Origin of the sequence: Microbacterium sp. KUDC0406 (assembly GCF_021582875.1) — a bacterium.
Classification (GTDB): Bacteria; Actinomycetota; Actinomycetes; order Actinomycetales; family Microbacteriaceae; genus Microbacterium.
This window is the reverse complement of the sequence record NZ_CP091138.1, coordinates 1,157,549-1,177,733: the sequence shown is the minus strand read 5'-3', so window position 1 is coordinate 1,177,733 and position 20,185 is coordinate 1,157,549. Positions and strand designations below refer to the sequence as shown.

Sequence of the window (20,185 nt, the reverse complement as noted above, 5' to 3'; positions counted from 1 at the left end):
TCCACGGGTCTTACTCCGCGCCGGCGACGATGAAGCTGACGGCGTCGCCCACGGTCTTGAGGTTCTTGACCTCGTCGTCGGGGATGGTCACGCCGAACTTCTCCTCGGCGTTGACGACGATCGTCATCATCGAGATCGAGTCGATGTCGAGGTCGTCGGTGAACGACTTCTCCAGGGCGACCTCGGACGCGTCGATGCCGGTCTCGTCGGTGATGAGCTCAGCCAGGCCCGCGAGGACCTCGTCGTTGGTGAGAGCCATTTCTTTCCTCTTTCTTGGGATGGTTTAGGAACCGGGGAACAGTCTAGGGAACGGCGGGACGTCTCAGGGGAGCACGACCACCTGGGCGGCGAAGACCAGGCCGGCGCCGAAGCCGATCTGCAGCGCCAGGCCGCCGGAGAGCTCCGGGTGCTCCTGCAGCAGACGGTGCGTCGCGAGCGGGATGGACGCCGCGGAGGTGTTGCCCGTGGTCTCGATGTCGCGGGCGATGATCGTGGTCTCGGGCAGCTTCAGCTGCTTCGCGAACTCGTCGATGATGCGCATGTTGGCCTGGTGCGGGATGAACGCGGCGAGGTCGGAGGCCTCGATCCCGGCGCGATCCAGAGCCTCGCGGGCGACCTTGGCCATCTCCCAGACGGCCCAGCGGAACACCTTCGGACCCTCCTGGCGCAGCGTCGGCCAGGGGGCGGCGCCGTCGCGGAACTCGGTGAGCGTGTGGTTCATGCCCACGGCCTCGGCGTTGCTGCCGTCCGAGCCCCACACGGCCGGAGAGATGGCGGGGGTGTCGCTGGGCCCGACCACCGCGGCGCCCGCGCCGTCGCCCAGCAGGAACGAGATGCTGCGATCGGTCGGGTCGACGATGTCGGAGAGCTTCTCCGCGCCGATGACCAGCGCGTAATGGGCCGCACCGCTGCGGATGAGGGCATCGGCCTGCGTGATCGCGTAGGCGTAGCCGGCGCAGGCGGCATTGATGTCATAGGCTGCGGCCGGATTCGCGCCCACGCGGTCCGCCACGATCGCCGAGACCGACGGCGACTGCTTGGGATTGCTGATGGTGGCGACGATGACCAGATCGATGTCGGTGGGCGCGATGCCGGACTTCTCGATCGCCTCCGCGGCGGCGGCGGTGGACAGGTCGATCGCATCGGTCTCCGGCACGGCGCGTGTGCGGGTGACGATGCCGGTGCGCTGGCGGATCCACTCGTCGCTGGAGTCGATCGGGCCGATCAGATCGTCGTTCGGTACCGCGTTCTCGCCGCGCGCCGCACCGTACGAGTAGATGCGGGTGTGCGCCGGGCCGGTCGCCTGGGCGAGGATGCGGTTCATACTGCTTCTCCGTTCAGCAGCGCCACCGCCGCGTCGAGGTCTTCCGGGGTCTTCACCGCGACGCTCGGCACGCCGGGCAGCCCGCGTTTGGCGAGCCCCGCGAGTGCGCCCGCGGGGGCGAGCTCGATGAAGCCCGTCGCGCCGTGCTCGGCGAACGATGCCATGCAGAGGTCCCAGCGCACCGGCGAGGACACCTGTGTGACGAGGCGATCCACGGCATCCGCGCCGGAGGCGACCACGGCACCGTCACGATTCGACCACAGGGTCGCGCGCGGGTCGGAGACGGTGACGTCGGCGACGGCGGAGCGCAGAGTCTCGACGGCCGGCTCCATGTATGCGGTGTGAAAGGCCCCGGCCACCTGCAGCGGCATGACCCGCGTGCCCGCGACGGGCTGCTCTGCGAGCTGCGCCAGTGCGGTGAGCGCGCCGGCCGCCACGATCTGACCGGCGACGTTGTAGTTGGCGGCCGTCAGGTCGAGGTCGGCGAGGCGCGCGAGCACGGCTTCCTCGTCGCCGCGAAGGACCGCGCTCATGCCTGTGGGTGTCTGCGCCGCGGCATCCGCCATCGCACGTCCACGGACGCCGACGAGCCGCATGGCGTCGGCGTCGGCGAGCACACCCGCGATCGCGACGGCGGCGAACTCGCCGACGGAGTGACCCGCGAGAGCCTCAGCGCGTCGGCCCGCCGCCTTCTCGAGCTGCGTCGCGGCGACGAGCGAGGCCGCGACGATCAGCGGCTGCGCGATCTGCGTGTCGCGGATGGTGTCGGCGTCGGACTCGGTGCCGTGTCGCACCAGGTCGACGCCGGCGGCCTCGGAGTACGCCGCCAGCTGCTCGGCGACACCGTCGAGTTCGAGCCAGGGGAGAGGAAGCCGGGGGTCTGAGAGCCCTGTCCAGGGCAGGCGACGACGATCACTCACCCATTCTGCCAACGATCCGGATGACGCGGTGGATGATCTCTCACAACAATCCGTGTTTCCTTTGTGCGTGGCGCACACCTGTCAGCGCGGTCGGCGTCCCAGCGGACGTCGACGGACCGGCTCCGCCGTGCCGATCGAGCCGAGGATGAGGGCGGTCTGAAGGATGAGCGCCTCACGCGGGCCCGTGGCATCCCAGCCGATCACCTCGCTGACCCTCTTGAGGCGGTAGCGCACCGTGTTCGGATGCACGAACAGCTCGCGCGCCGTGGCCTCCAGCGATCGCCCGTTGTCCAGGTAGCTCCACAGCGTGGTGACCAGATCGGGGAGTGCGCCTGCAGCGGGCGGTAGATCCGCTCGATGAGGGTCTGCTTCGCCAGCGCGTCGCCGGCGAGAGCGCGCTCCGGCAGCAGGTCGTCGGCTTCGACGGGGCGCGGTGCGCCGCGCCAGGCGCGTGCGACGGCGAAACCCGCCAGTGCCGCTCTGGCACTCTGCCCGGCGTCCACCAGCGCGGCAACCGGAGGACCCAGCACGACGTAGCCGGGGCCGAAGGACGGCTCGAGGCGGCTGGCGATCTCCTCGAACGGCAGCTCGTCGGTGGGCTCCTCGCGTCCGGGGAGCCGGGCACGACCGACGACGAGCACCAGACGCGAGCCCTGAACGCCGATCAGCACGTCGACGGCGAGCTTACGGGCGGTGCGGCGCACGGTGTCGACGTCGAACTGCGCCGGAGTCGTGCCGACGATCACGCTCACCTCGCCATGCCCGTGCCAGCCGAGGGCGGCGATGCGACTGGGCAGCTCCTCGTCCGCCTCGCCGGTGAGGATCGAGTCGACGACGAGCGCCTCGAGACGGGCATCCCACAGCCCGCGCGACTCCGCGGCGCGGGCGTACACGTCCGCGGCGGCGAACGCGACATCGCGGGAGTACAGCAGGATCGCCTCACGGACGCTCTCGTCCTTGCCGGCGACACGCTCCTCGGTGACGTCGACCGTCGCGCGGATCAGCTGCAGCGTCTGCTGCAGACTGACGCTGCGCAGCAGTTCACGGGGCGCCGCGGCGAAGAAGTCCGCACCGATCCACGGCGTGGAACTCGGATCCTCGTACCACTGGATGAACGAGGTGATGCCGGCCTGGGCCACCAGCCCGACGGAGGACCGTCGGGCCGGTGGCATGTCGGCGTACCAGGGCAGCGTCTCCTCGAGGCGCTTGATCGTCGCCGTGGCCAGATCGCCGGAGATCCGGCGCAGCCAGGCGAGCGTCGCTGCCTTGTCGACGGCCGGCGCGGGAGTCGCTGTCACCTGGTGCTCAGCTCTCGCCGCCCGCGTTCCCGCTGGTGCCCGCGTTCACGTTGTACAGGTCGTACTTCGCGATGGCCTGAGCGACGATCGAGCGCTCGACCTTGCCCTCGTCGGCCATTGCCTGGAGGGTGCGGACCACCATCGAGGGGCCGTCGATCTTGAAGAATCGGCGCGCCGCGGCACGGGTGTCGGCGAAGCCGAAACCGTCGGCTCCCAGCGTGTAGTACGAGCCGGGCACCCACTGGCGGATCTGGTCCTGGACGGCGTGCATGTAATCGCTCGTCGCGATGACCGGGCCCTCGGCGCTCCGCAGCTTCTCGGTGAGGTACGCGGTGCGCGGCTCCTGCTCGGGGTGCAGGAAGTTGTGCTCGTCGGCGGCCAGTCCGTCGCGGCGCAGCTCGTTCCACGAGGTCACCGACCAGACATCCGCCGAGACGCCCCAGTCCTCGCGCAGCAGCTGCTGCGCCTCGAGCGCCCACGGCACGCCGACGCCGGATGCCATCAGCTGCACGCGGTGGCCCTCGCCGGAGCCCGGCGCAATGCGGTGCAGGCCCTTGAGGATGCCCTCGACGTCGACGTCCTCCGGCTCGGCCGGCTGACGCATCGGCTCGTTGTACACGGTGAGGTAGTACATGACATCCGGGTCGGGGTGCGTGCCGCCGTACATGCGCTCGATGCCGGCCTGCACGATGTGCGCGACCTCGTAGCCGTAGGCGGCGTCGTACACAAGCGTCGCCGGGTTGGTCGAGGCGAGCAGGGGCGAGTGTCCGTCAGCGTGCTGGGTGCCCTCTCCGGTCAGCGTGGTGCGGCCGGCGGTGGCGCCGATCACGAAGCCGCGCGTCATCTGATCGCCGGCGGCCCAGAAGGCGTCGCCGGTGCGCTGGTAGCCGAACATCGAGTAGAAGATGTAGATCGGGATCAGCGGCTCGCCGTGCGTGGCGTACGACGTGCCCGTCGCCGTGAAGGCGGCGGTCGCGCCGGCCTCGTTGATGCCGACGTGCATCAGCTGACCCTGCGGGCTCTCCTTGTAGGCGAGGAGCAGCTCCCGGTCGACCGAGGTGTAGTTCTGGCCGTTCGGGTTGTAGATCTTCGCGGTGGGGAAGTAGGCGTCCATGCCGAAGGTGCGCGCCTCGTCCGGGATGACCGGGACGATCCGCTCGCCGAAGCCCTTCACGCGCATGAGGTCCTTGACCATGCGCACGAACGCCATGGTCGTGGCGACCTCCTGGTTGCCCGAGCCCTTCTTCGGCAGCGCGTAGTCCTTGTCCTGCGGAAGCTGCAGGCCCACGTGCGTGGTGCGGCGCTCCGGCAGGAATCCGCCCAGGTCGTGACGTCGCTCCAGCATGTACTGGATGGTCTCGTCGTTCTGCCCCGGGTGGTAGTACGGCGGCCGGTACGGGTCGGCCTCGAGCTGCGCGTCCGTGATCGGAATGTGCATGGTGTCGCGGAACAGCTTGAGGTCGTCCAGCGTCATCTTCTTCATCTGGTGGGTCGCGTTGCGGCCCTCGAAGTGCGGTCCGAGGCCGTATCCCTTCACCGTCTTCGCGAGGATGACGGTGGGCTGGCCCTTGTGCTCCATGGCGGCCTTGTACGCGGCGTACACCTTGCGGTAGTCGTGGCCGCCGCGGCGCAGCTGCCAGATCTGGTCATCGGTGAGGTCCTTGACCAGGGCGGCGGCGCGTTCGTCGCGTCCGAAGAAGTTCTCCCGGACGTAGGCGCCGTTCTCGGCCTTGTACGTCTGGTAGTCGCCGTCGGGCGTGATGTTCATGAGGTTCAGCAGCGCGCCCTCGGTGTCTCGGGCGAGCAGGTCGTCCCACTCCCGGCCCCAGACCACCTTGATGACGTTCCAGCCCGCGCCGCGGAAGAAGCTCTCCAGCTCCTGGATGATCTTGCCGTTACCGCGGACGGGCCCGTCCAGGCGCTGCAGGTTGCAGTTGATCACGAAGGTGAGGTTGTCGAGGCCCTCGTTCGCGGCGACCTGCAGCTGGCCGCGGGACTCGACCTCGTCCATCTCGCCGTCGCCCAGGAACGCCCAGACGTGCGAGTCCGAGACGTCCTTGATGCCGCGGTTTGCGAGGTACTTGTTCGTCATCGCCTGGTAGATCGCGTTGATCGGGCCGATGCCCATCGACACGGTCGGGAACTGCCAGAACTCCGGCATCATCCGCGGGTGCGGGTACGAGGGCAGTCCGTTCGGGGCGCCGGACTTCTCCTGGCGGAACGCGTCCAGCTGCGTCTCGGTGAGCCGCCCCTCGAGGAAGGCGCGGGCGTACATGCCGGGGGAGGCATGGCCCTGGTAGAAGATCTGATCCCCGCCGTTCGCGTCGTCACGGCCGCGGAAGAAGTGGTTGTGGCCGACCTCGTACAGCGAGGCGGCGGAGGCGTAGGTGGAGATGTGCCCGCCGACGCCGATGCCGGGGCGCTGGGCGCGGTGCACCGTGATCGCGGCGTTCCAGCGGATCCAGTGCCGGTAACGGCGCTCGAGCTCCTCGTCGCCGGGGAACGCGGGCTCGTTCTCGGGGGCGATCGTGTTGATGTAGTCGGTGGTGGGAACCATCGGCACGCCCAGGTGCAGATCCTTGGAGCGCTTCAGCAGGCTGAGCATGATCTCTCGCCCGCGGCCGTGGCCCTTCGCCTCGACGAGTTCATCGAGGGACTGCTGCCACTCGCCGGTCTCCTCCGGGTCGCTGTCGAGCGGGCCCTGCGAGTACGGATCCTGATCGTGAACGGTCACGGTCGACCTTTCGTCGTGATGGCAGATCATGCCAAGGGAACGGGACGCCGCATCGGTGAGCCTTGTCGGCTTCACACAACGCGCACTGTGCTCAGCCTATCCCTCATCCTCAGGCGCGTCGCACATCGCCGACGGTTCCGAAGTGCGCCCAGAGAGACTCGAACTCCCGACATCCACGGTGTAAGCGTGGCGCTCTAGCCGACTGAGCTATAGGCGCGTATCCACCACTCTAGCGAGCCGAGGATGCCACGATGGAGCCATGCCCGCCGCGCTCGACGACTCCGCCCGCTGCCCCTGCTCGAGCGGTGCGCGCTTCGGGGAGTGCTGCGGTCCGATCATCGCGGGTCTGCCCGCTCCGACCGCCGAGCGCCTGATGCGCTCGCGGTTCACCGCGTTCGCGACCGGAGACACGGCGCACCTGCTGCGCTCCTGGCATCCGTCCACCAGGCCAGCCGTGCTCGATCTGCACCAGACGACCCGCTGGCTGTGGCTCGAGATCGTCTCGACGGCGGGAGGCGGACCGTTCGACACCGAGGGCACCGTCTCGTTCGTCGCCGCCTATCGCGACGAGTCCGGACGCGGCGAGCTGCGTGAGCGCAGCAGGTTCGTCCGGGAGGGCAGGGACTGGCTCTACCTCGACGGCGACGTCGGCTGACCTCGCGGGATAGATTGGACCCCGTGAACGCGAATCCCGAAAGCCAGCGCGCCCTGCTCGACATCGCCGATCTCGACCTGCGTATCGCGCGCGCCTCGAAAGCCGCGAAGAATCCGGCGCAGGGCGCCCGCATCTCCGAGCTGGCCGCGCAGCGGCAGGAGCAGCTGCGCGAGCTGACCGCACTGGCGGGAGCCCGGGACGATGCGCAGGCGGAGCTCGCGCGCGTCGAGTCGGACGTGGCGCTCGCCGAGCAGCGCCGTGACCGCGACGCGGCGCGACTCGCGACCGTGACCAGTCCGAAGGACGCCGTCGCCCTCGAGCAGGAGATCGCCAGCCTCGGCCAGCGCCTCAGCACGCTCGAAGACGTACAGCTCGAGCGGATGGGAGCCGTCGAGGAGGCGGAGGCCGCAGTGGCCGCCCAGCAGGCGCTCATCGACGAGACCAGCGCCGAGGGAGGCGAGCTCACCCGCCGGGCCAAGGCCGACATCGCCGCCGCGGAGGCGGAGGGCGAACAGCTCGCCCGAGACCGGGCGGCCGTCGCCGGCGGCATCCCCGCCGAGCTTCTCGCCGACTACGACCGTCGGGCTGTGCGCACTGTGCCGGCCGCCGCGCTGCTGCGTGCCGGCACCTGCGAGGGATGCCGGATGGTGCTGTCGGGCACCGACCTCACCGCCATCCGCCGCGAGCCGTCCGACGTCGTGGTGTCCTGCCCCGAGTGCGGCGCGATCCTGGTGCGCACGGAGGAATCAGGGCACTGAGACGAGACCGTCACTGCTCCTCGTGCGTGCGCGGGTCGGCGTCGAAGAGACGCCCGTCCGGCCGCCCGAGCGCGGTGATCCGATCGACCTCGTCCGGAGCCAGCGTGATGTCGTTCGCCGCGAGGTTCTGACGCTGGTGCGCCGGATCGGCCGCCTTGGGGATGGCCACGACGCCGCGCGCGCGATGCCACGCGAGCACGGTCTGCACCGGCGTCGTGCCGTGCGTCCGGGCGATCTCCAGGATCGTCGGCTCGTCGATGACGTCACGGGCCCGTCCGATCGGGCTCCACGCCTCTGTGAGGATGCCGTGCTCGCGGTGGAAGTCGAGCGCGTCCCGCTGCGGGAAGTGCGGATGCAGTTCGATCTGGTTCACCACCGGTCGCACGCCGGTGGCCTCCTCGATCCGTGCGAGGTGCTCGGGAAGGAAGTTCGACACGCCGATCTGCCGGACCAGTCCGCGCTCCCTGGCATCGACGAGTGCCTGCCATGCCTCGACGTAGCGGTCGACGCTCGGGTTCGGCCAGTGGATGAGCGCGAGATCGATCGATTCCACGCCGAGGCGGAACCTGCTCTCCTCGAGTGCCGTGCGGGCGCGGTCTGCGGCATGGTGCCGGCCGGCGAGCTTCGTGGTCAGGATGAGCTCGCCCCGATCGACCGCCGCGCCGGCGGCACCCCAGCCCACGGCGCCCTCGTTCTCGTAGTTGAAAGCGGTGTCGATCAGCCGATATCCGAGCTCGATGCCCTGCCGCACGGCATCGGCACCGGATTCACCGCGGAGGTTGTAGGTGCCGAGACCCTGCGGAGGCAGGCTGAACCCGTTGTGGGCGGTGAAGACGGTCGAGTCGGTCATGACGATGGCTCCCTCTGTCGTGTCCCTCCACGGTAGACGCTGGCGGAGCGGTGTCGCAGGTCTGGCGTAACGTCGAGACGTGAACCGAACGGATGCGACGAGTCCGCGGCCCGCGGCCGTCGTGCTCGGCCGGCACACCGACGGCGGGTGCGTGCTGGTCCTCTGCGACGGGGCCGGCGAAGAGCTGGGGCGCGAGGTCTGCGTGCCCGACGACCTGGCGGCCGCGGTCGCACGATGGGAGCGCACGAGCCCGTTGTGGGTCGTCCGCACCCTGCGCGACGCCTACCCGCCGCTTCTGGCGGCCGGCATCCGCCTGCGCAGGGCGCACGACCTGCTGCTCTGCCACGCGATCCTGCGCGACACGGCGTCCCTGGCCGAGCCGCTGCCCGCTTCTCGGCGCTGGATCCGAGCCGCGTCGGCCGAGCCGCGGCCTCAGGCGCTGTTCGAGGTGGACGCCGGCGCGGCTCCTGATGATGAGATCGACGAGCTGCTCGCGGAGTGGGCGCGTCAGCGCGCCGCGCTCCGGCGCGCGCCGGATGCTCGGCTCGACCTGCTCTGCCGGGCCGAGTCGACCGGCGCGCTGGTCGCCGAGGAGATGACGGCGGCGGGGCTGCCCTGGGACGTCGCCGTGCACGAGGGCATCCTCGAGGGCGCGCTCGGGCCCCGGCCGCTCACCGGAGCGCGCCCCGCGAAGATGGCGCAGCTGGCGGCGCGGGTCGGGGAGCAGCTGGGCGAACGTGACGTGCCGATCGACAGTCCGCCGCGGCTGCTGCGATCGCTGCACAGGGCGGGCATCCTCGTCGAGTCCACGTCGCGGTGGGAGCTCGCCGAGCAGGAGCATCCGGCCGTCGCGCCGCTCCTGGAGTACAAGAAGCTCGCACGGCTGCACACGGCGAACGGCTGGACCTGGCTGCGGGAGTGGGTGCGCGACGGCCGGTTCCGCCCGATCTACCTCACCGGCGGGGTCGTCACCGGGCGCTGGGCGTCCAGCGGCGGGGGAGCGCTGCAGATCCCGCGCAGCCTGCGTCCGGCGGTGCGCGCGGATGCGGGATGGCGATTCGTGCTCGCGGATGTCGCTCAGCTGGAGCCTCGGGTGCTCGCAGCGATGTCGCAGGACCGCGCGATGGCGGATGCCGCTCGCGGCGCCGACCTCTACGAGGGCGTGGTGCGCTCCGGTGCGGTCTCCACGCGATCGGAGGCGAAGTACGCGGTGCTGGGCGCGATGTACGGCGCGACCACAGGCGAGAGCGGTCGTCTGATGCCGCGGCTGCGCAAGGTGTTCCCGCGGGCGATGGGGCTGGTCGATCGTGCGGCCCGCACAGGGGAGGAGGGCGGCGTCGTGTCGACACTGCTCGGCCGCAGCTCACCGCCGCCGGACGGCGCCTGGCGCGACGCGCAGTCCCGTGCGAGCGACCCCGCCGCAGGCGGCGTCGAGGAGCGTCGCGCGCGCAGCAGGGCGAGGGATCGTGGCCGGTTCACGCGCAACTTCGTCGTGCAGGGAACGGCGGCGGAGTGGTCACTGCTGTGGCTGGCCGAGATCCGGCACAGGCTCTCGGCGCTGCCTGCCGCGGTGTCGCCGGCACCGGCATCCGGTCCGGTCTTCGCCGGCGGTGCGCACCTGGCGTTCTTCCTGCACGACGAGGTGATCGTGCACTGTCCTGCGGAGCAGGCGGATGCAGCGGCCGAGGCCGTGCAGGCGGCGGCCGTCGCGGCGACCGCCCGGCTGTTCCCAGGGTTCGACATCGACATCCCGCTCGATCTGCGCATCGCGGACGACGCGGGCAAAGACGCCTAGAATCGAAGAGTGAACGGGTCGGCTGGACGGTCGCGTTGCGGGTGACCGCACCGAGGAACGTCCGGGCTCCACAGGGCAGGGCGGTGGGTAACACCCACCCGGAGCAATCCGCGAGACAGTGCCACAGAGAGCAGACCGCCTCGCTGGGCCCCTGAGCTTGTCGAAGGGTCCCGGAGGGGTAAGGGTGAAAGGGTGGTGTAAGAGACCACCGGGGGCCGTGGTGACACGGCCTGCCAGGTAAACCTCGCCCGGAGCAAGGCCAGACAGAGGATGCTGACGCGGCTCGCCGAGTCCTCGGGTAGGCCGCTGGAGCGGCACGGCAACGTGTCGCCGAGAGAGATGACCGTCCACGGGGCGCATGCCCCCGGACAGAACCCGGCGTACAGGCCGGCCCGTTCACAGCCCACCGCCGCGCCATGTCAATGGGGCAGCGCACGGCGTCTCGGCGTGATGGTGTGGAGACTCCAACCCACGGAGGAGAACATGTCCGACCAGCGAGAGCACGACGACGAGAAGCCGATGATCCCCGAAGAGCTCGTCGGACGGCAGAGGTCCGATGATCCTGTCGCCGACGATCCCGGCGCCACCGGAGGTCCCTACGAGAAGGACGAACCCATCGAGGACGACGTGCCCGACGACGTGGCCTGATCGATCCACGCCGCGCAGAAGGACCGGCCCCATCGGGGCCGGTCCTTCTGCGCAGAGGCCGGTATCAGTCGGCGGCGAGAGATGCCGCGCCGATGATGCCTGACGAGTTGCGGTGGATCGCCGGCACGATCGGCGTGTTCAGCTCCAGCAGCGGGATGAACTTCTCCGGGTGCTTCGAGACGCCGCCGCCGACGACGAACAGGTCGGGGCTGAACAGGAACTCGACATGACGGAAGAACACCTGCAGCCTGGCCGACCAGTCCTCCCAGGAGAGGTTCTCGCGCTCCATCGCGGAGTACGCCGTCCACTTCTCGATCGAGGCCGTGTCCACCGAGGTGCCGTCGTACAGCAGGTGGCCGAGCTCGGTGTTGGGGACGAGCACGCCGTCGTAGAGGAACGCCGAGCCGATGCCGGTTCCGAGCGTCGCGAGGATCGTGAGCCCCTGTGCGTCGCGGGCGGCGCCATGGCGCGCCTCGGCGACGCCGGCGGCATCCGCGTCGTTCACGAAGTGGATGTCTCGCCCGAGGCCGTCCTCGAAGAACTTCTCGGCCTCGAACCCGATCCAGTCGTCCGAGACATTCGCGGCGGACAGCGTCTTGCCGTACTTGACGATCGCCGGGAAGGCGACGCCGAGCGGCAGGTCCGAGTCGGCGACGCCGAGGGTGTCGAGCACCTCCTTGACGGCGCCCAGCACGTCGGCCGGGGAGGCGCCCTTCGGCGTGGGGACCCGAATGCGGTCGGAGTCGAGTGTTCCGTGCGAGAGGTTGACGATTCCCGCCTTGATGCCTGTGCCGCCGATGTCGACGCCGATCGCTTGTGCCATGGGCATTAGCCTAGCGAGAGCACACGACGACGTTAGGATCGTGACAACGGCTGATGAAGGGATGGGGCCATGCCCGAAGGCGACGACAAGTACTGGTACAACCTCACGACCAAGCAGGTCGAGCACGGTATGGTCTCGACGTCGTACGACCGCGTGGGTCCGTTCGACACGGCCGCTGAGGCTGCTCGTGCGCCGCAGGTCATGACGGAGCGCTCCAACAAGTGGGCCGAGGAGGAAGCGGCCGAGAACGGCTGGGACTGACACCTATGGACAAACAGCGGGATTTCGTGCTGCGGACCATCGAGGAGCGCGGCGTCAAGTTCGTGCGTCTGTGGTTCACCGACGTGATCGGCACCCTGAAGTCGGTGGCGATCGCGCCGGCCGAGGTCGAGGGCGCTTTCGCCGAGGGCATCGGCTTCGACGGATCGGCGATCGAGGGGCTGACCCGCTCGTTCGAGTCCGATCTGCTCGCGCAGCCCGATCCGACCACCTTCCAGATCCTGCCCTGGCGCGGTGAGATCGACCCCACCGCTCGCATGTTCTGCGACCTCACCACGCCCGACGGGCAGCCCGCGGTGTCCGATCCGCGGCATGTGCTGCGCCGCACGCTGGCGAAGGCCGCGGATGCCGGCTTCACGTTCTACACGCATCCCGAGATCGAGTTCTACCTGCTGAAGTCCTCGCAGATCGGTCCGGAGGGGCCGATCCCGGCCGACTCCGCCGGCTACTTCGACAACGTGCCCGGCGGCACCGCGCACGATTTCCGCCGGCGCGCGGTGCGGATGCTGGAGGACCTCGGCATCTCGGTGGAGTACAGCCACCACGAGGGCGGGCCGGGCCAGAACGAGATCGACCTGCGCTACGCGGACGCCCTCACCACGGCGGACAACATCATGACGTTCCGCACCGTCGTGAAGGAGGTCGCGATCGAGCAGGGCGTGTACGCCACGTTCATGCCCAAGCCGCTCAGCGACCACCCCGGCAGCGGCATGCACACGCACATGTCGCTGTTCGAGGGCGACGTGAACGCGTTCTACGAGGAGGGCGCGCAGTATCAGCTCTCCCGCACCGGCCGGCACTTCATCGCCGGCCTGCTGCGGCACGCGAACGAGATCGCCGCGGTGACCAATCAGTTCGTGAACTCGTACAAGCGGCTCTGGAGCGGCGGCGAGGCGCCGAGCTTCGTGACCTGGGGGCACCAGAACAGGTCGGCGCTCGTCCGGGTGCCGATGTACAAGCCGAACAAGGGCCAGTCGTCGCGCGTCGAGTACCGGCGGCCTCGACTCCGCGACGAACCCGTATCTGGCGTACGCGCTGGTGCTCGCTGCCGGGCTGAAGGGCATCGAGGAGGAGTACGATCTGCCGCCCGAGGCCGAGGACAACGTCTGGACGCTCAGCGATGCGGAGCGCCGGGCGCTGGGCTACGCGCCTCTCCCGGCGAGCCTGGATCATGCGCTGGAGCTCATGGAGGATTCCGAGCTGGTGGCCGAGACGCTCGGCGAGCAGGTGTTCAACTACGTGCTGCTGAACAAGCGCAAGGAGTGGGAGGCGTACCGCGGTCAGGTGACGCCGTTCGAGCTCAAGAGCAATCTCGAGCTGCTCTGATTCCATGGCCCGCCAGGACGAGACCGTCTCGCTGTCGGCGCTCGCCCGGCTCGGCTTCGCCGAGTTGAGCGCGGCGTCGGCGGCTCTGCAGGAGCTTGCAGGGCTGACCGGCTCGTCACGGGCGGAGCTGCTGGAGGGCGCTCGCGCCGCGGACCCCGACGGCGCGCTCGAGGGGATGGTCCGGATCGCCCGGCGCGTTCCCGATGAGGTCTCCGCCGTGCTGGCGGATGCTGCGGCGCGCACGCGCGCCTGGCGGCTCCTCGGGGCATCCGCCGGAGTCGCCGAGTTCCTGTTGCGTCATCCCGACCATCTCGCGGTGCTGCAGAGTCAGCCCGGTGCGCTGCCGGACGGACAGACGATGCGCGAGCGGATGCTGCAGTCGGTGCACGCCCAGGACGGAGCCGCATCCGACGGGGGCTCGGAGGCCGTGGTGGCGCTGCGCGTCGCGTACCGCCGGCTGCTCAGCGAGATCGCCCTCATCGACGTGATGTCCGCCGATCCGGCCGGTCTCATCGACGCGACCTCCGCCGCGCTGGCGGATGCCGCGGGGCCGCGCTCGAGGGCGCCCTCGCCGTCGCACGGACGCGCCTGGCGGAGACGGTCCCGCTCGTCGAGGTGCAGGCCACGCGGCTCTCGATCATCGGCATGGGCAAGGCCGGTGCGCGGGAGCTGAACTACATCAGCGACGTCGACGTGATCTTCGTCGCGGGCACGACCGACGAGGACGTGCTCGCCGAGTCCCGGGCTCTCGACCATGCCACCCGGCTCGCCCGCGAGGCCATGAGCATCCTCGCAGGCCCGGAGGTCGAGCCTCCGCTGTGGGAGGTCGACGCCGCACTGCGCCCGGAGGGCAAGCAGGGCGCTCTGGTGCGTTCGCTCGCGTCGCATCTCGCTTACTACGAGCGCTGGGCGAAGAGCTGGGAGTTCCAGGCACTGCTGAAGGCGCGACCGCTGGCCGGGGATCCGGTGCTGGGCGACGAGTATCTCGCCGCCGTGCAGCCGCTGATCTGGTCGAGTGCCGCGCGCGAGGACTTCGTCGACAGCGTGCAGCAGATGCGGGAGCGCGTCACCGCGCACATCGACCCCGCCGATGCGGCCTACCAGCTGAAGCTCGGCGAGGGCGGACTGCGCGACATCGAGTTCACGGTGCAGCTGCTGCAACTCGTGCACGGTCTCGCGGACGAGTCGCTGCGCGTGCGCGGCACGCTCGAAGCCCTCGACGCGCTGCGGGACCGCGGCTACATCGGCCGCTCGGATGCCGCGACTTTCGGGGCCGACTACCGGATGCTGCGCCTGCTCGAGCACCGCCTGCAGCTGCGCGAACTGCGTCGCACGCACCTCATGCCCCGCACGGATGCGGGGCTGCGCGTGCTGGCCCGTGCGACGGGCCTGGCGGACACCGGCGAGGGCGTGTGGCAGCGCTGGGAGGCGATCCGTCGCGAGGTGCGCGAGATCCACGTACGCCTGTTCTACCGGCCCCTGCTCAGCGCTGTCGCCGCCCTTCCCGAGGAGGAGCGGACGCTGTCGGCCGCACAGGCGCACGACCGTCTCGCCGCTATCGGATTCCGCGATCCGGCCGGTGCGCTGCGGCATATCGGCGCGCTCACCGGCGGGCTCAGCCGCAAGGCGGTCGTGCAGCGCTCGCTGATGCCGATCATGGTGCGCTGGTTCGCCGACGGCAGCGATCCCGACTACGGCCTGATCGCGTTCCGCCGGATCAGCGAGCGGCTGGGAGACACACCCTGGTTCCTGCGCATGCTGCGCGATTCGGCGGGCGCCGCGGAGCGCCTGACCCGGGTGCTGTCGGGATCACGGTACATCGGCGAGCTCATGGAGTGGATTCCCGAGTCGGTCGCCTGGCTCGACAGCGAGGGGCAGCTGCGTCCGCGCTCGGCGAAGGCGCTCGATGACGAGGCGAGGGCCATACAGACCCGGCACGACACGGTCGCCGATGCGGCCAAGGCGGTGCGCGCAATGCGTCGCCGGGAGCTTCTCCGCACGGCGATGGGCGCGGTGCTGGACGTGCTCACGATCGGGCAGGTCGCGCAGGCGCTCACGGACATCACCGAAGCGGCGATCCAGGCGGCGCTCCGCGCGGTGCGGCGCGAGGTCGTGCCGCTCGAGCACGACGCGCTGGACTTCTCAGTGATCGGCATGGGGCGGTTCGGCGGAGCGGAGCTCGGGTTCGGGTCAGATGCGGACGTGCTGTTCGTCTACGATGCGAACGGCGTGGAGCCGCACATCGCCCAGCAGCTGTCCGCGAAGATCGTCGCGGGCCTGCGCGAGCACCTCACGGACCACCGGCTGCCGCTCGAGCTCGACGCCGACCTCCGCCCGGAGGGGCGCAACGGTCCGCTGGCGCGGTCGTTCGACGCGTACACCGAGTACTACCGGCGCTGGTCCCTCTCCTGGGAGGCTCAGGCGCTGCTGCGGGCGCGGGGCGTCGCGGGAAGTGCGAAGCTCATCACCCGGTTCATGGACCTCGCCGACAGCATCCGCTTTCCGGCGTCGATCGAGCTGCAGGAGATCCGCGAGATCAAGAGGATCAAGGCCAGGGTCGAGGGGGAGCGGCTTCCGCAGGGCGTCGATCCGCGCCGGCATCTCAAGCTCGGACCGGGGACGCTCAGCGACGCGGAGTGGATGGCGCAGCTGCTGCAGCTGCAGCACGCCTCCCGCATCCCGGCGCTGCGCACGACGTCGACCCTGGGCGCGCTGTCGGCCGCTGCGGATGCCGGGCTGCTGCCGGCCTCGGCCGTCACCCGTCTGCGCGCGGCATGGCTGCTCTCCAGCCGGCTTCGCTCGGCGATCACGCTGTACACCGGCAAGTCGACCGACATCCTGCCTGCGGACCGCAGGGAACTCGACGCCGTCGCCCGCCTGCTCGGCTACCCTGATCGCTCCGCGACGCACCTCGACGAGGAGTACCTGAGGGTCACGCGCCGTGCCCGCCGCGTGTTCGAGAAGCACTTCTACGGCTGACCGAGAGGATCGCATGACGAGATCCATCCGCTACCTGCTGCGTGCTGTGCCCGCGCTCACCGGATCGGCGCCGCCGTTCGATCCGCGTGCGGTGCCCGACGACCCTGTGACGCTCTTCCTCACCTGGTTCGACGAGGCGCTGGCGGCCGGCGTCGTGGAGCCGCACGCGATGACTCTGTCGACCGTCGACGCCGAGGGGCGGCCGGATGCTCGCACCCTGATCCTCAAGGACGTCGACAGGCTGGGCTGGGCCTTCGCCAGCCCCCGCTCCTCGGCGAAGGGGCATCAGCTCGCCGTACATCCGTCCGCTGCACTGAGCTTCTGGTGGCCGTCTCAGGTGCGCGCGGTGCGCGTGCGCGGGCCTGTCCTGCAGGGAACCGAGGCCGAGTCCGCCGCGGACCTCGCCGCGCGGTCGGCCGCGGCGCGGGATGGCGTGACGGAGGGCGATTGGGCGCTCTGGCGCGTCGTGCCCGAGCGGATCGAGTTCTGGCAGGGATCGGCGGACCGTCGTCACCTGCGGCTGGTGTACGAGCGGCAGGGCGACGGATGGTCGCACGCCGTGCTGAGCGGTGAACCGAGAGAGGATGCAGGATGACTGAGGGATATCAGGTTACGCAGGTCGGCGGCCTCGAAGACTGGCGAGGCCACTACGGCGGGTTCGACGAGAACAGGTCGAGGGACGGGCGCCGCGTCGTCGATCATGAGCTCACCATGCAGTACATCGGCATGACGGCCAACGCGCTGGTGCCGGGGGAGCAGGCCGGGTACTGGCACTCCCACGCCAGCGTGGAGGAGCTCTACGTCTTCCTGGAGGGGCGCGGTCAGATGGGTCTGGACGACGATGTCGTCGATGTCGGGCCCGGCACGGTCGTGCGGGTCGGCCAGAACGTCTGGCGCACCTGGCGCGCGCTGCCGGACAGCCCGGGGGAGCTGCGGTGGCTCTGCATCCGCGCCGGTGGCACCGAGCTGCCGCACATGCCGAACGACGGCACACGCGCTCCTGAGCGCCCGATGCCGTGGTGACCGCGCTGGAGGCGCTCCACGGCCGCTGGGCGGGGAGGAGGAGGTGTTCGCGACGGCCTGGACACCGGCCGGGCGCGCGCACGCCGACCTGGCGCTCTCCTCCGGCCCCGGCGGGGCGTTGATCGTCGACTACGCCGAGACGCGCACGGATAGCGCGATGGCGGGCCACGGCGTCGTTCTCGGCGAGGGCTGGTGGTGGTTCGACTCCTACGGGTTCGTGCCGACGGCGCCGGGTACGGCTGCGTGGATCGACGGAGAGCTCATCCTGGAGCGGAGTTCGGAGCGCGGCCGCAACGTCATGGTCCTGGCATCCGACGGCGAGGTGCTGACGATGCGCCTGTCCGCAGCATCCGGCGACGGCGACCTGCAGCCGCTTGTGGCCGGCGTCTACCACCGGAGCGAGCCGACGTGAGCGCAGTGGCCGGACGCATCGCGATGCCCGGCCCCTGCGATGCTCAGCGGTTCTTCTCGTCGCGCCACGCGAGCCAGTCCTTCACACGACTGATGTCGTAGTCCGGCCCGGAGATGCCGACGGTGAAGAGGCTCGCCCCGAGGGCGTACTGCTGCTCGACTTCGTCGAGACTGCGGTTGCCGATCTCGGTGGAGATCTCGATCTGAGTCGTGTCGCGACCGACGGCACGGCCGTGCTCAGCCAGGATGCCGAGTTTCCGCTCCAGAGTGGCCGCATCGCTGAACGAGTGCCAGATGTCGGCGTGCTGCGCGACGATCCGCAGCGTCTTCTTCTCGCCGCCGCCGCCGATGAGGACGGGGATGCGCCTGGTGGGCGGAGGATTGAGCCTGGCCCATCTGTCCTCGATCACCGGAAGGTCGCGGGCGAGGGCGTCCAGGCGACTACCCGCGGTGCCGAACTCGTAGCCGTACTCGTCGTAGTCCCGCTCGAACCATCCCGATCCGGTGCCGAAGATGAATCGCCCCTGACCGCCCTTCGCGCTGATGTGGTCGATCGTGCGGGCCATGTCGGCCTGCAGGTTCGCGTTCCGGTAGCTGTTGCAGTTCACCAGGGCGCCGATCTCGACGCGGCTGGTCTGCTCGGCCAGCGCCGCCAGCATCGTCCACGATTCGAAGTGCAGACCGTTCGGCTCGCCGCGGAGCGGGAAGAAGTGGTCCCAGTTGAACAGCACGTCGACGCCGAGGACTTCGAGCGCGGCCGCTGTGTCGCGGAACTTCTCGTAGGTGGCGTGCTGCGGCTGGATCTGCACGCCGATGCGCACGGGACGGTGTTCAGCTGTCATATGTTCCTCCTAGACGACCCTATGGGAATGCCCCGCCTCCGAGCGGGAGGCAGGGCATTCGCGTGATCCGAGCGGCGTTCAGACGCCGTAGTAGAGCTCGAACTCGTACGGGTGCGGGCGCTGGGCCATCGGCAGGATCTCGTTGTTGTACTTGTAGTCGATCCAGGTGTCGATGAGCTCCTGGGTGAACACGCCGCCCTCGAGCAGGAAGTCGTGGTCGGCGCGGAGCGCCTCGAGCGAGTCCAGCAGCGAGTTCGGCACCTGCGGGATGTTCTTGGCCTCCTCCGGCGGCAGCTCGTAGAGGTCCTTGTCGATCGGCTCCATCGGCTCGATGCGGTTGCGGATGCCGTCCAGGCCGGCCATCAGCTGCGCGGCGAACGCGAGGTACGGGTTGCCTGAGGCATCCGGAACGCGGAATTCGATGCGCTTGGCCTTCGGGTTCGAACCGGTCAGCGGGATGCGGATCGCGGCGGAGCGGTTGCCGGCGGAGTAGGCCAGGTTCACCGGCGCCTCGAAATGCTTCACCAGACGGTGGTAGCTGTTCAGGGTCGGGTTGGTGAAGGCGAGCACGGCATGCGCGTGCTTGAGCAGACCGCCGATGTACCAGCGCGCCGTGTCGCTGAGCTGGCCGTAGCCGTTCTCGTCGAAGAACAGCGGCTTGCCCTCCAGCCAGAGCGACTGGTGCGTGTGCATGCCCGAGCCGTTGTCGCCGAACAGCGGCTTCGGCATGAACGTGACGGTCTTGCCCCACTCCTCGGCGGTGTTCTTGACGATGTACTTGAACTTCAGGATGTCGTCGGCCGCGTGCACCATGGTGTCGAAGCGGTAGTTGATCTCCTGCTGACCTGCGGTGCCCACCTCGTGGTGCGAGCGCTCCAGGTGGAAGCCCGCGTCGATCAGGCGCAGCGTGATGTCGTCGCGCAGGTCGGCGGTCTTGTCCACGGGGGAGACCGGGAAGTAGCCGCCCTTGAAGGGTGTCTTGTTGCCGAGGTTGCCGCCCTCTTCCTCGCGGCCGGAGTTCCACGCGGCCTCCTCGGAGTCGACCTTGTAGAAGCTCTCGCCCGAGGTGACCGAGTAGCGCACCTCGTCGAAGATGTAGAACTCGGCCTCGGGGGCGAAGTAGGCGGTGTCGGCGATCCCCGTGGAAGCCAGATACTTCTCGGCCTTCTTCGCGACCTGACGCGGGTCCTTGCTGTAGATCTCGCCGGTGCGCGGGTTGTAGATGTCGAACACCATGACGATGGTGCTCGCCTCGCGGAACGGATCGATGTACGCGGTCGTCACGTCGGGGATGAGCTGCATGTCGGACTCGTGGATCGAGGCGAAGCCGCGGATCGAGGAGCCGTCGAAGAGCTGTCCGTCCCGGAAGAAGTCCTCGTCGACCGTGGAGGCCGGGATGTTGAAGTGCTGCTGCACACCGGGCAGGTCGGTGAAGCGGATGTCAAGGAACTTGACGTCGTTCTCCTTGATGTACGCGAGCAGCTCGGACGGTTCACTGAACATGTAGCACTCCTGTGGAA

The 20,185-nt window shown here is 69.6% G+C and carries 15 protein-coding genes, 1 tRNA gene, 1 other RNA gene and 4 pseudogenes; 11 read left to right on the top strand and 10 right to left on the bottom strand.

All coding sequences use genetic code 11. The annotated features are described in order from the left end of the window. Positions 1-10 precede the first annotated feature (10 nt). The 6 genes and pseudogenes from L2X99_RS05975 to L2X99_RS05950 all read right to left on the bottom strand — a co-directional run bounded on the left by L2X99_RS05975 (position 11) and on the right by L2X99_RS05950 (position 6,493). Positions 11-259, bottom strand: a complete 249-nt coding sequence (locus tag L2X99_RS05975) for an acyl carrier protein (RefSeq protein ID WP_116242207.1) — start codon at positions 257-259, stop codon at positions 11-13. 63 nt (positions 260-322) lie between these two features. Further along, positions 323-1,324 (bottom strand): beta-ketoacyl-ACP synthase III, encoded by a 1,002-nt coding sequence (locus L2X99_RS05970; RefSeq protein WP_236135751.1) that lies wholly within the window; start codon positions 1,322-1,324, stop codon positions 323-325. Beyond that, a pseudogene (locus tag L2X99_RS05965) lies at positions 1,321-2,240 on the bottom strand (ACP S-malonyltransferase). The gene L2X99_RS05970 and the pseudogene L2X99_RS05965 overlap by 4 nt, the downstream one beginning before the upstream one ends. An 85-nt stretch (positions 2,241-2,325) precedes the next feature. Then, positions 2,326-3,542, bottom strand: a pseudogene (locus L2X99_RS05960) (PucR family transcriptional regulator). A gap of 7 nt (positions 3,543-3,549) precedes the next feature. Next, a complete protein-coding gene (aceE, locus tag L2X99_RS05955; protein WP_236124594.1) occupies positions 3,550-6,276 on the bottom strand; it encodes a pyruvate dehydrogenase (acetyl-transferring), homodimeric type in 2,727 nt (908 codons plus the stop codon). Positions 6,277-6,419: 143 nt separating this feature from the next. Then, a tRNA-Val gene (locus L2X99_RS05950) sits at positions 6,420-6,493 on the bottom strand. A gap of 42 nt (positions 6,494-6,535) precedes the next feature. Here L2X99_RS05950 and L2X99_RS05945 point away from each other — a divergent pair. Then, on the top strand, positions 6,536-6,931 hold the full coding sequence (locus L2X99_RS05945; RefSeq protein ID WP_236124595.1) for a YchJ family protein: 396 nt from the start codon (positions 6,536-6,538) through the stop codon (positions 6,929-6,931). 23 nt (positions 6,932-6,954) lie between these two features. Beyond that, the gene (locus tag L2X99_RS05940; RefSeq protein ID WP_236124596.1) at positions 6,955-7,689 is read left to right on the top strand and encodes a zinc ribbon domain-containing protein; all 735 of its coding nucleotides are present in this window, start codon (positions 6,955-6,957) and stop codon (positions 7,687-7,689) included. Positions 7,690-7,699: 10 nt separating this feature from the next. On the opposite strand, the gene L2X99_RS05935 is transcribed toward L2X99_RS05940, so the two are convergent. Then, entirely contained in the window at positions 7,700-8,539 is an 840-nt protein-coding gene (locus L2X99_RS05935; protein WP_236124597.1) for an aldo/keto reductase, read from the bottom strand. A gap of 79 nt (positions 8,540-8,618) precedes the next feature. Between L2X99_RS05935 and L2X99_RS05930 the strand changes: the two genes are divergently transcribed. The 3 genes from L2X99_RS05930 (at position 8,619) to L2X99_RS05920 (ending at position 10,982) form a co-directional block, all read left to right on the top strand. Next, on the top strand, positions 8,619-10,334 hold the full coding sequence (locus L2X99_RS05930; protein ID WP_236124598.1) for a bifunctional 3'-5' exonuclease/DNA polymerase: 1,716 nt from the start codon (positions 8,619-8,621) through the stop codon (positions 10,332-10,334). A 14-nt stretch (positions 10,335-10,348) separates the two neighbouring features. Further along, an RNA gene (gene rnpB, locus L2X99_RS05925) (RNase P RNA component class A) lies at positions 10,349-10,733 on the top strand. 84 nt (positions 10,734-10,817) lie between these two features. Further along, positions 10,818-10,982 carry a hypothetical protein gene (locus L2X99_RS05920; RefSeq protein WP_236124599.1) on the top strand — a complete coding sequence of 55 codons (165 nt, stop codon included), beginning with the start codon at positions 10,818-10,820 and terminating at the stop codon, positions 10,980-10,982. A 64-nt stretch (positions 10,983-11,046) separates the two neighbouring features. On the opposite strand, the gene ppgK is transcribed toward L2X99_RS05920, so the two are convergent. Then, positions 11,047-11,805 (bottom strand): polyphosphate--glucose phosphotransferase, encoded by a 759-nt coding sequence (ppgK, locus tag L2X99_RS05915; RefSeq protein ID WP_236124600.1) that lies wholly within the window; start codon positions 11,803-11,805, stop codon positions 11,047-11,049. Between the two features lie 69 nt (positions 11,806-11,874). Between ppgK and L2X99_RS05910 the strand changes: the two genes are divergently transcribed. The 6 genes and pseudogenes from L2X99_RS05910 to L2X99_RS05885 all read left to right on the top strand — a co-directional run bounded on the left by L2X99_RS05910 (position 11,875) and on the right by L2X99_RS05885 (position 17,824). Then, positions 11,875-12,066 (top strand): SPOR domain-containing protein, encoded by a 192-nt coding sequence (locus L2X99_RS05910; RefSeq protein ID WP_236124601.1) that lies wholly within the window; start codon positions 11,875-11,877, stop codon positions 12,064-12,066. A 5-nt stretch (positions 12,067-12,071) separates the two neighbouring features. Then, positions 12,072-13,410 (top strand): annotated as a pseudogene (locus tag L2X99_RS05905) (glutamine synthetase family protein). 4 nt (positions 13,411-13,414) lie between these two features. Next, positions 13,415-16,389, top strand: a pseudogene (locus tag L2X99_RS05900) (bifunctional [glutamine synthetase] adenylyltransferase/[glutamine synthetase]-adenylyl-L-tyrosine phosphorylase). 13 nt (positions 16,390-16,402) lie between these two features. Beyond that, entirely contained in the window at positions 16,403-16,984 is a 582-nt protein-coding gene (locus tag L2X99_RS05895) for a pyridoxine/pyridoxamine 5'-phosphate oxidase (RefSeq protein ID WP_236124603.1), read from the top strand. Beyond that, entirely contained in the window at positions 16,981-17,412 is a 432-nt protein-coding gene (locus L2X99_RS05890; RefSeq protein ID WP_236135750.1) for a cupin domain-containing protein, read from the top strand. The genes L2X99_RS05895 and L2X99_RS05890 overlap by 4 nt, the downstream gene beginning before the upstream one ends. Positions 17,413-17,455: 43 nt before the next feature. Beyond that, positions 17,456-17,824 carry a hypothetical protein gene (locus L2X99_RS05885; RefSeq protein WP_236135749.1) on the top strand — a complete coding sequence of 123 codons (369 nt, stop codon included), beginning with the start codon at positions 17,456-17,458 and terminating at the stop codon, positions 17,822-17,824. A gap of 43 nt (positions 17,825-17,867) precedes the next feature. Here L2X99_RS05885 and L2X99_RS05880 read toward each other — a convergent pair whose 3' ends face one another. After that, positions 17,868-18,665 (bottom strand): LLM class F420-dependent oxidoreductase, encoded by a 798-nt coding sequence (locus L2X99_RS05880; protein WP_236124605.1) that lies wholly within the window; start codon positions 18,663-18,665, stop codon positions 17,868-17,870. A gap of 78 nt (positions 18,666-18,743) precedes the next feature. After that, complete coding sequence (gene glnA / locus L2X99_RS05875; protein WP_236124606.1) at positions 18,744-20,168, bottom strand: type I glutamate--ammonia ligase; 1,425 nt, start codon at positions 20,166-20,168, stop codon at positions 18,744-18,746. Between the last annotated feature and the right edge of the window lie 17 nt (positions 20,169-20,185).

Coding starts and splice junctions, on each gene's coding strand:
- ppgK (WP_236124600.1), bottom strand. CDS start 11,805: ATGGCACAAGCGATCGGCGTCGACATCGGCGGCACAGGCATCAAGGCG.
- L2X99_RS05895 (WP_236124603.1), top strand. CDS start 16,403: ATGACGAGATCCATCCGCTACCTGCTGCGTGCTGTGCCCGCGCTCACC.
- L2X99_RS05935 (WP_236124597.1), bottom strand. CDS start 8,539: ATGACCGACTCGACCGTCTTCACCGCCCACAACGGGTTCAGCCTGCCT.
- L2X99_RS05970 (WP_236135751.1), bottom strand. CDS start 1,324: ATGAACCGCATCCTCGCCCAGGCGACCGGCCCGGCGCACACCCGCATC.
- L2X99_RS05910 (WP_236124601.1), top strand. CDS start 11,875: ATGCCCGAAGGCGACGACAAGTACTGGTACAACCTCACGACCAAGCAG.
- L2X99_RS05890 (WP_236135750.1), top strand. CDS start 16,981: ATGACTGAGGGATATCAGGTTACGCAGGTCGGCGGCCTCGAAGACTGG.
- L2X99_RS05975 (WP_116242207.1), bottom strand. CDS start 259: ATGGCTCTCACCAACGACGAGGTCCTCGCGGGCCTGGCTGAGCTCATC.
- L2X99_RS05945 (WP_236124595.1), top strand. CDS start 6,536: ATGCCCGCCGCGCTCGACGACTCCGCCCGCTGCCCCTGCTCGAGCGGT.
- glnA (WP_236124606.1), bottom strand. CDS start 20,168: ATGTTCAGTGAACCGTCCGAGCTGCTCGCGTACATCAAGGAGAACGAC.
- L2X99_RS05920 (WP_236124599.1), top strand. CDS start 10,818: ATGTCCGACCAGCGAGAGCACGACGACGAGAAGCCGATGATCCCCGAA.
- L2X99_RS05880 (WP_236124605.1), bottom strand. CDS start 18,665: ATGACAGCTGAACACCGTCCCGTGCGCATCGGCGTGCAGATCCAGCCG.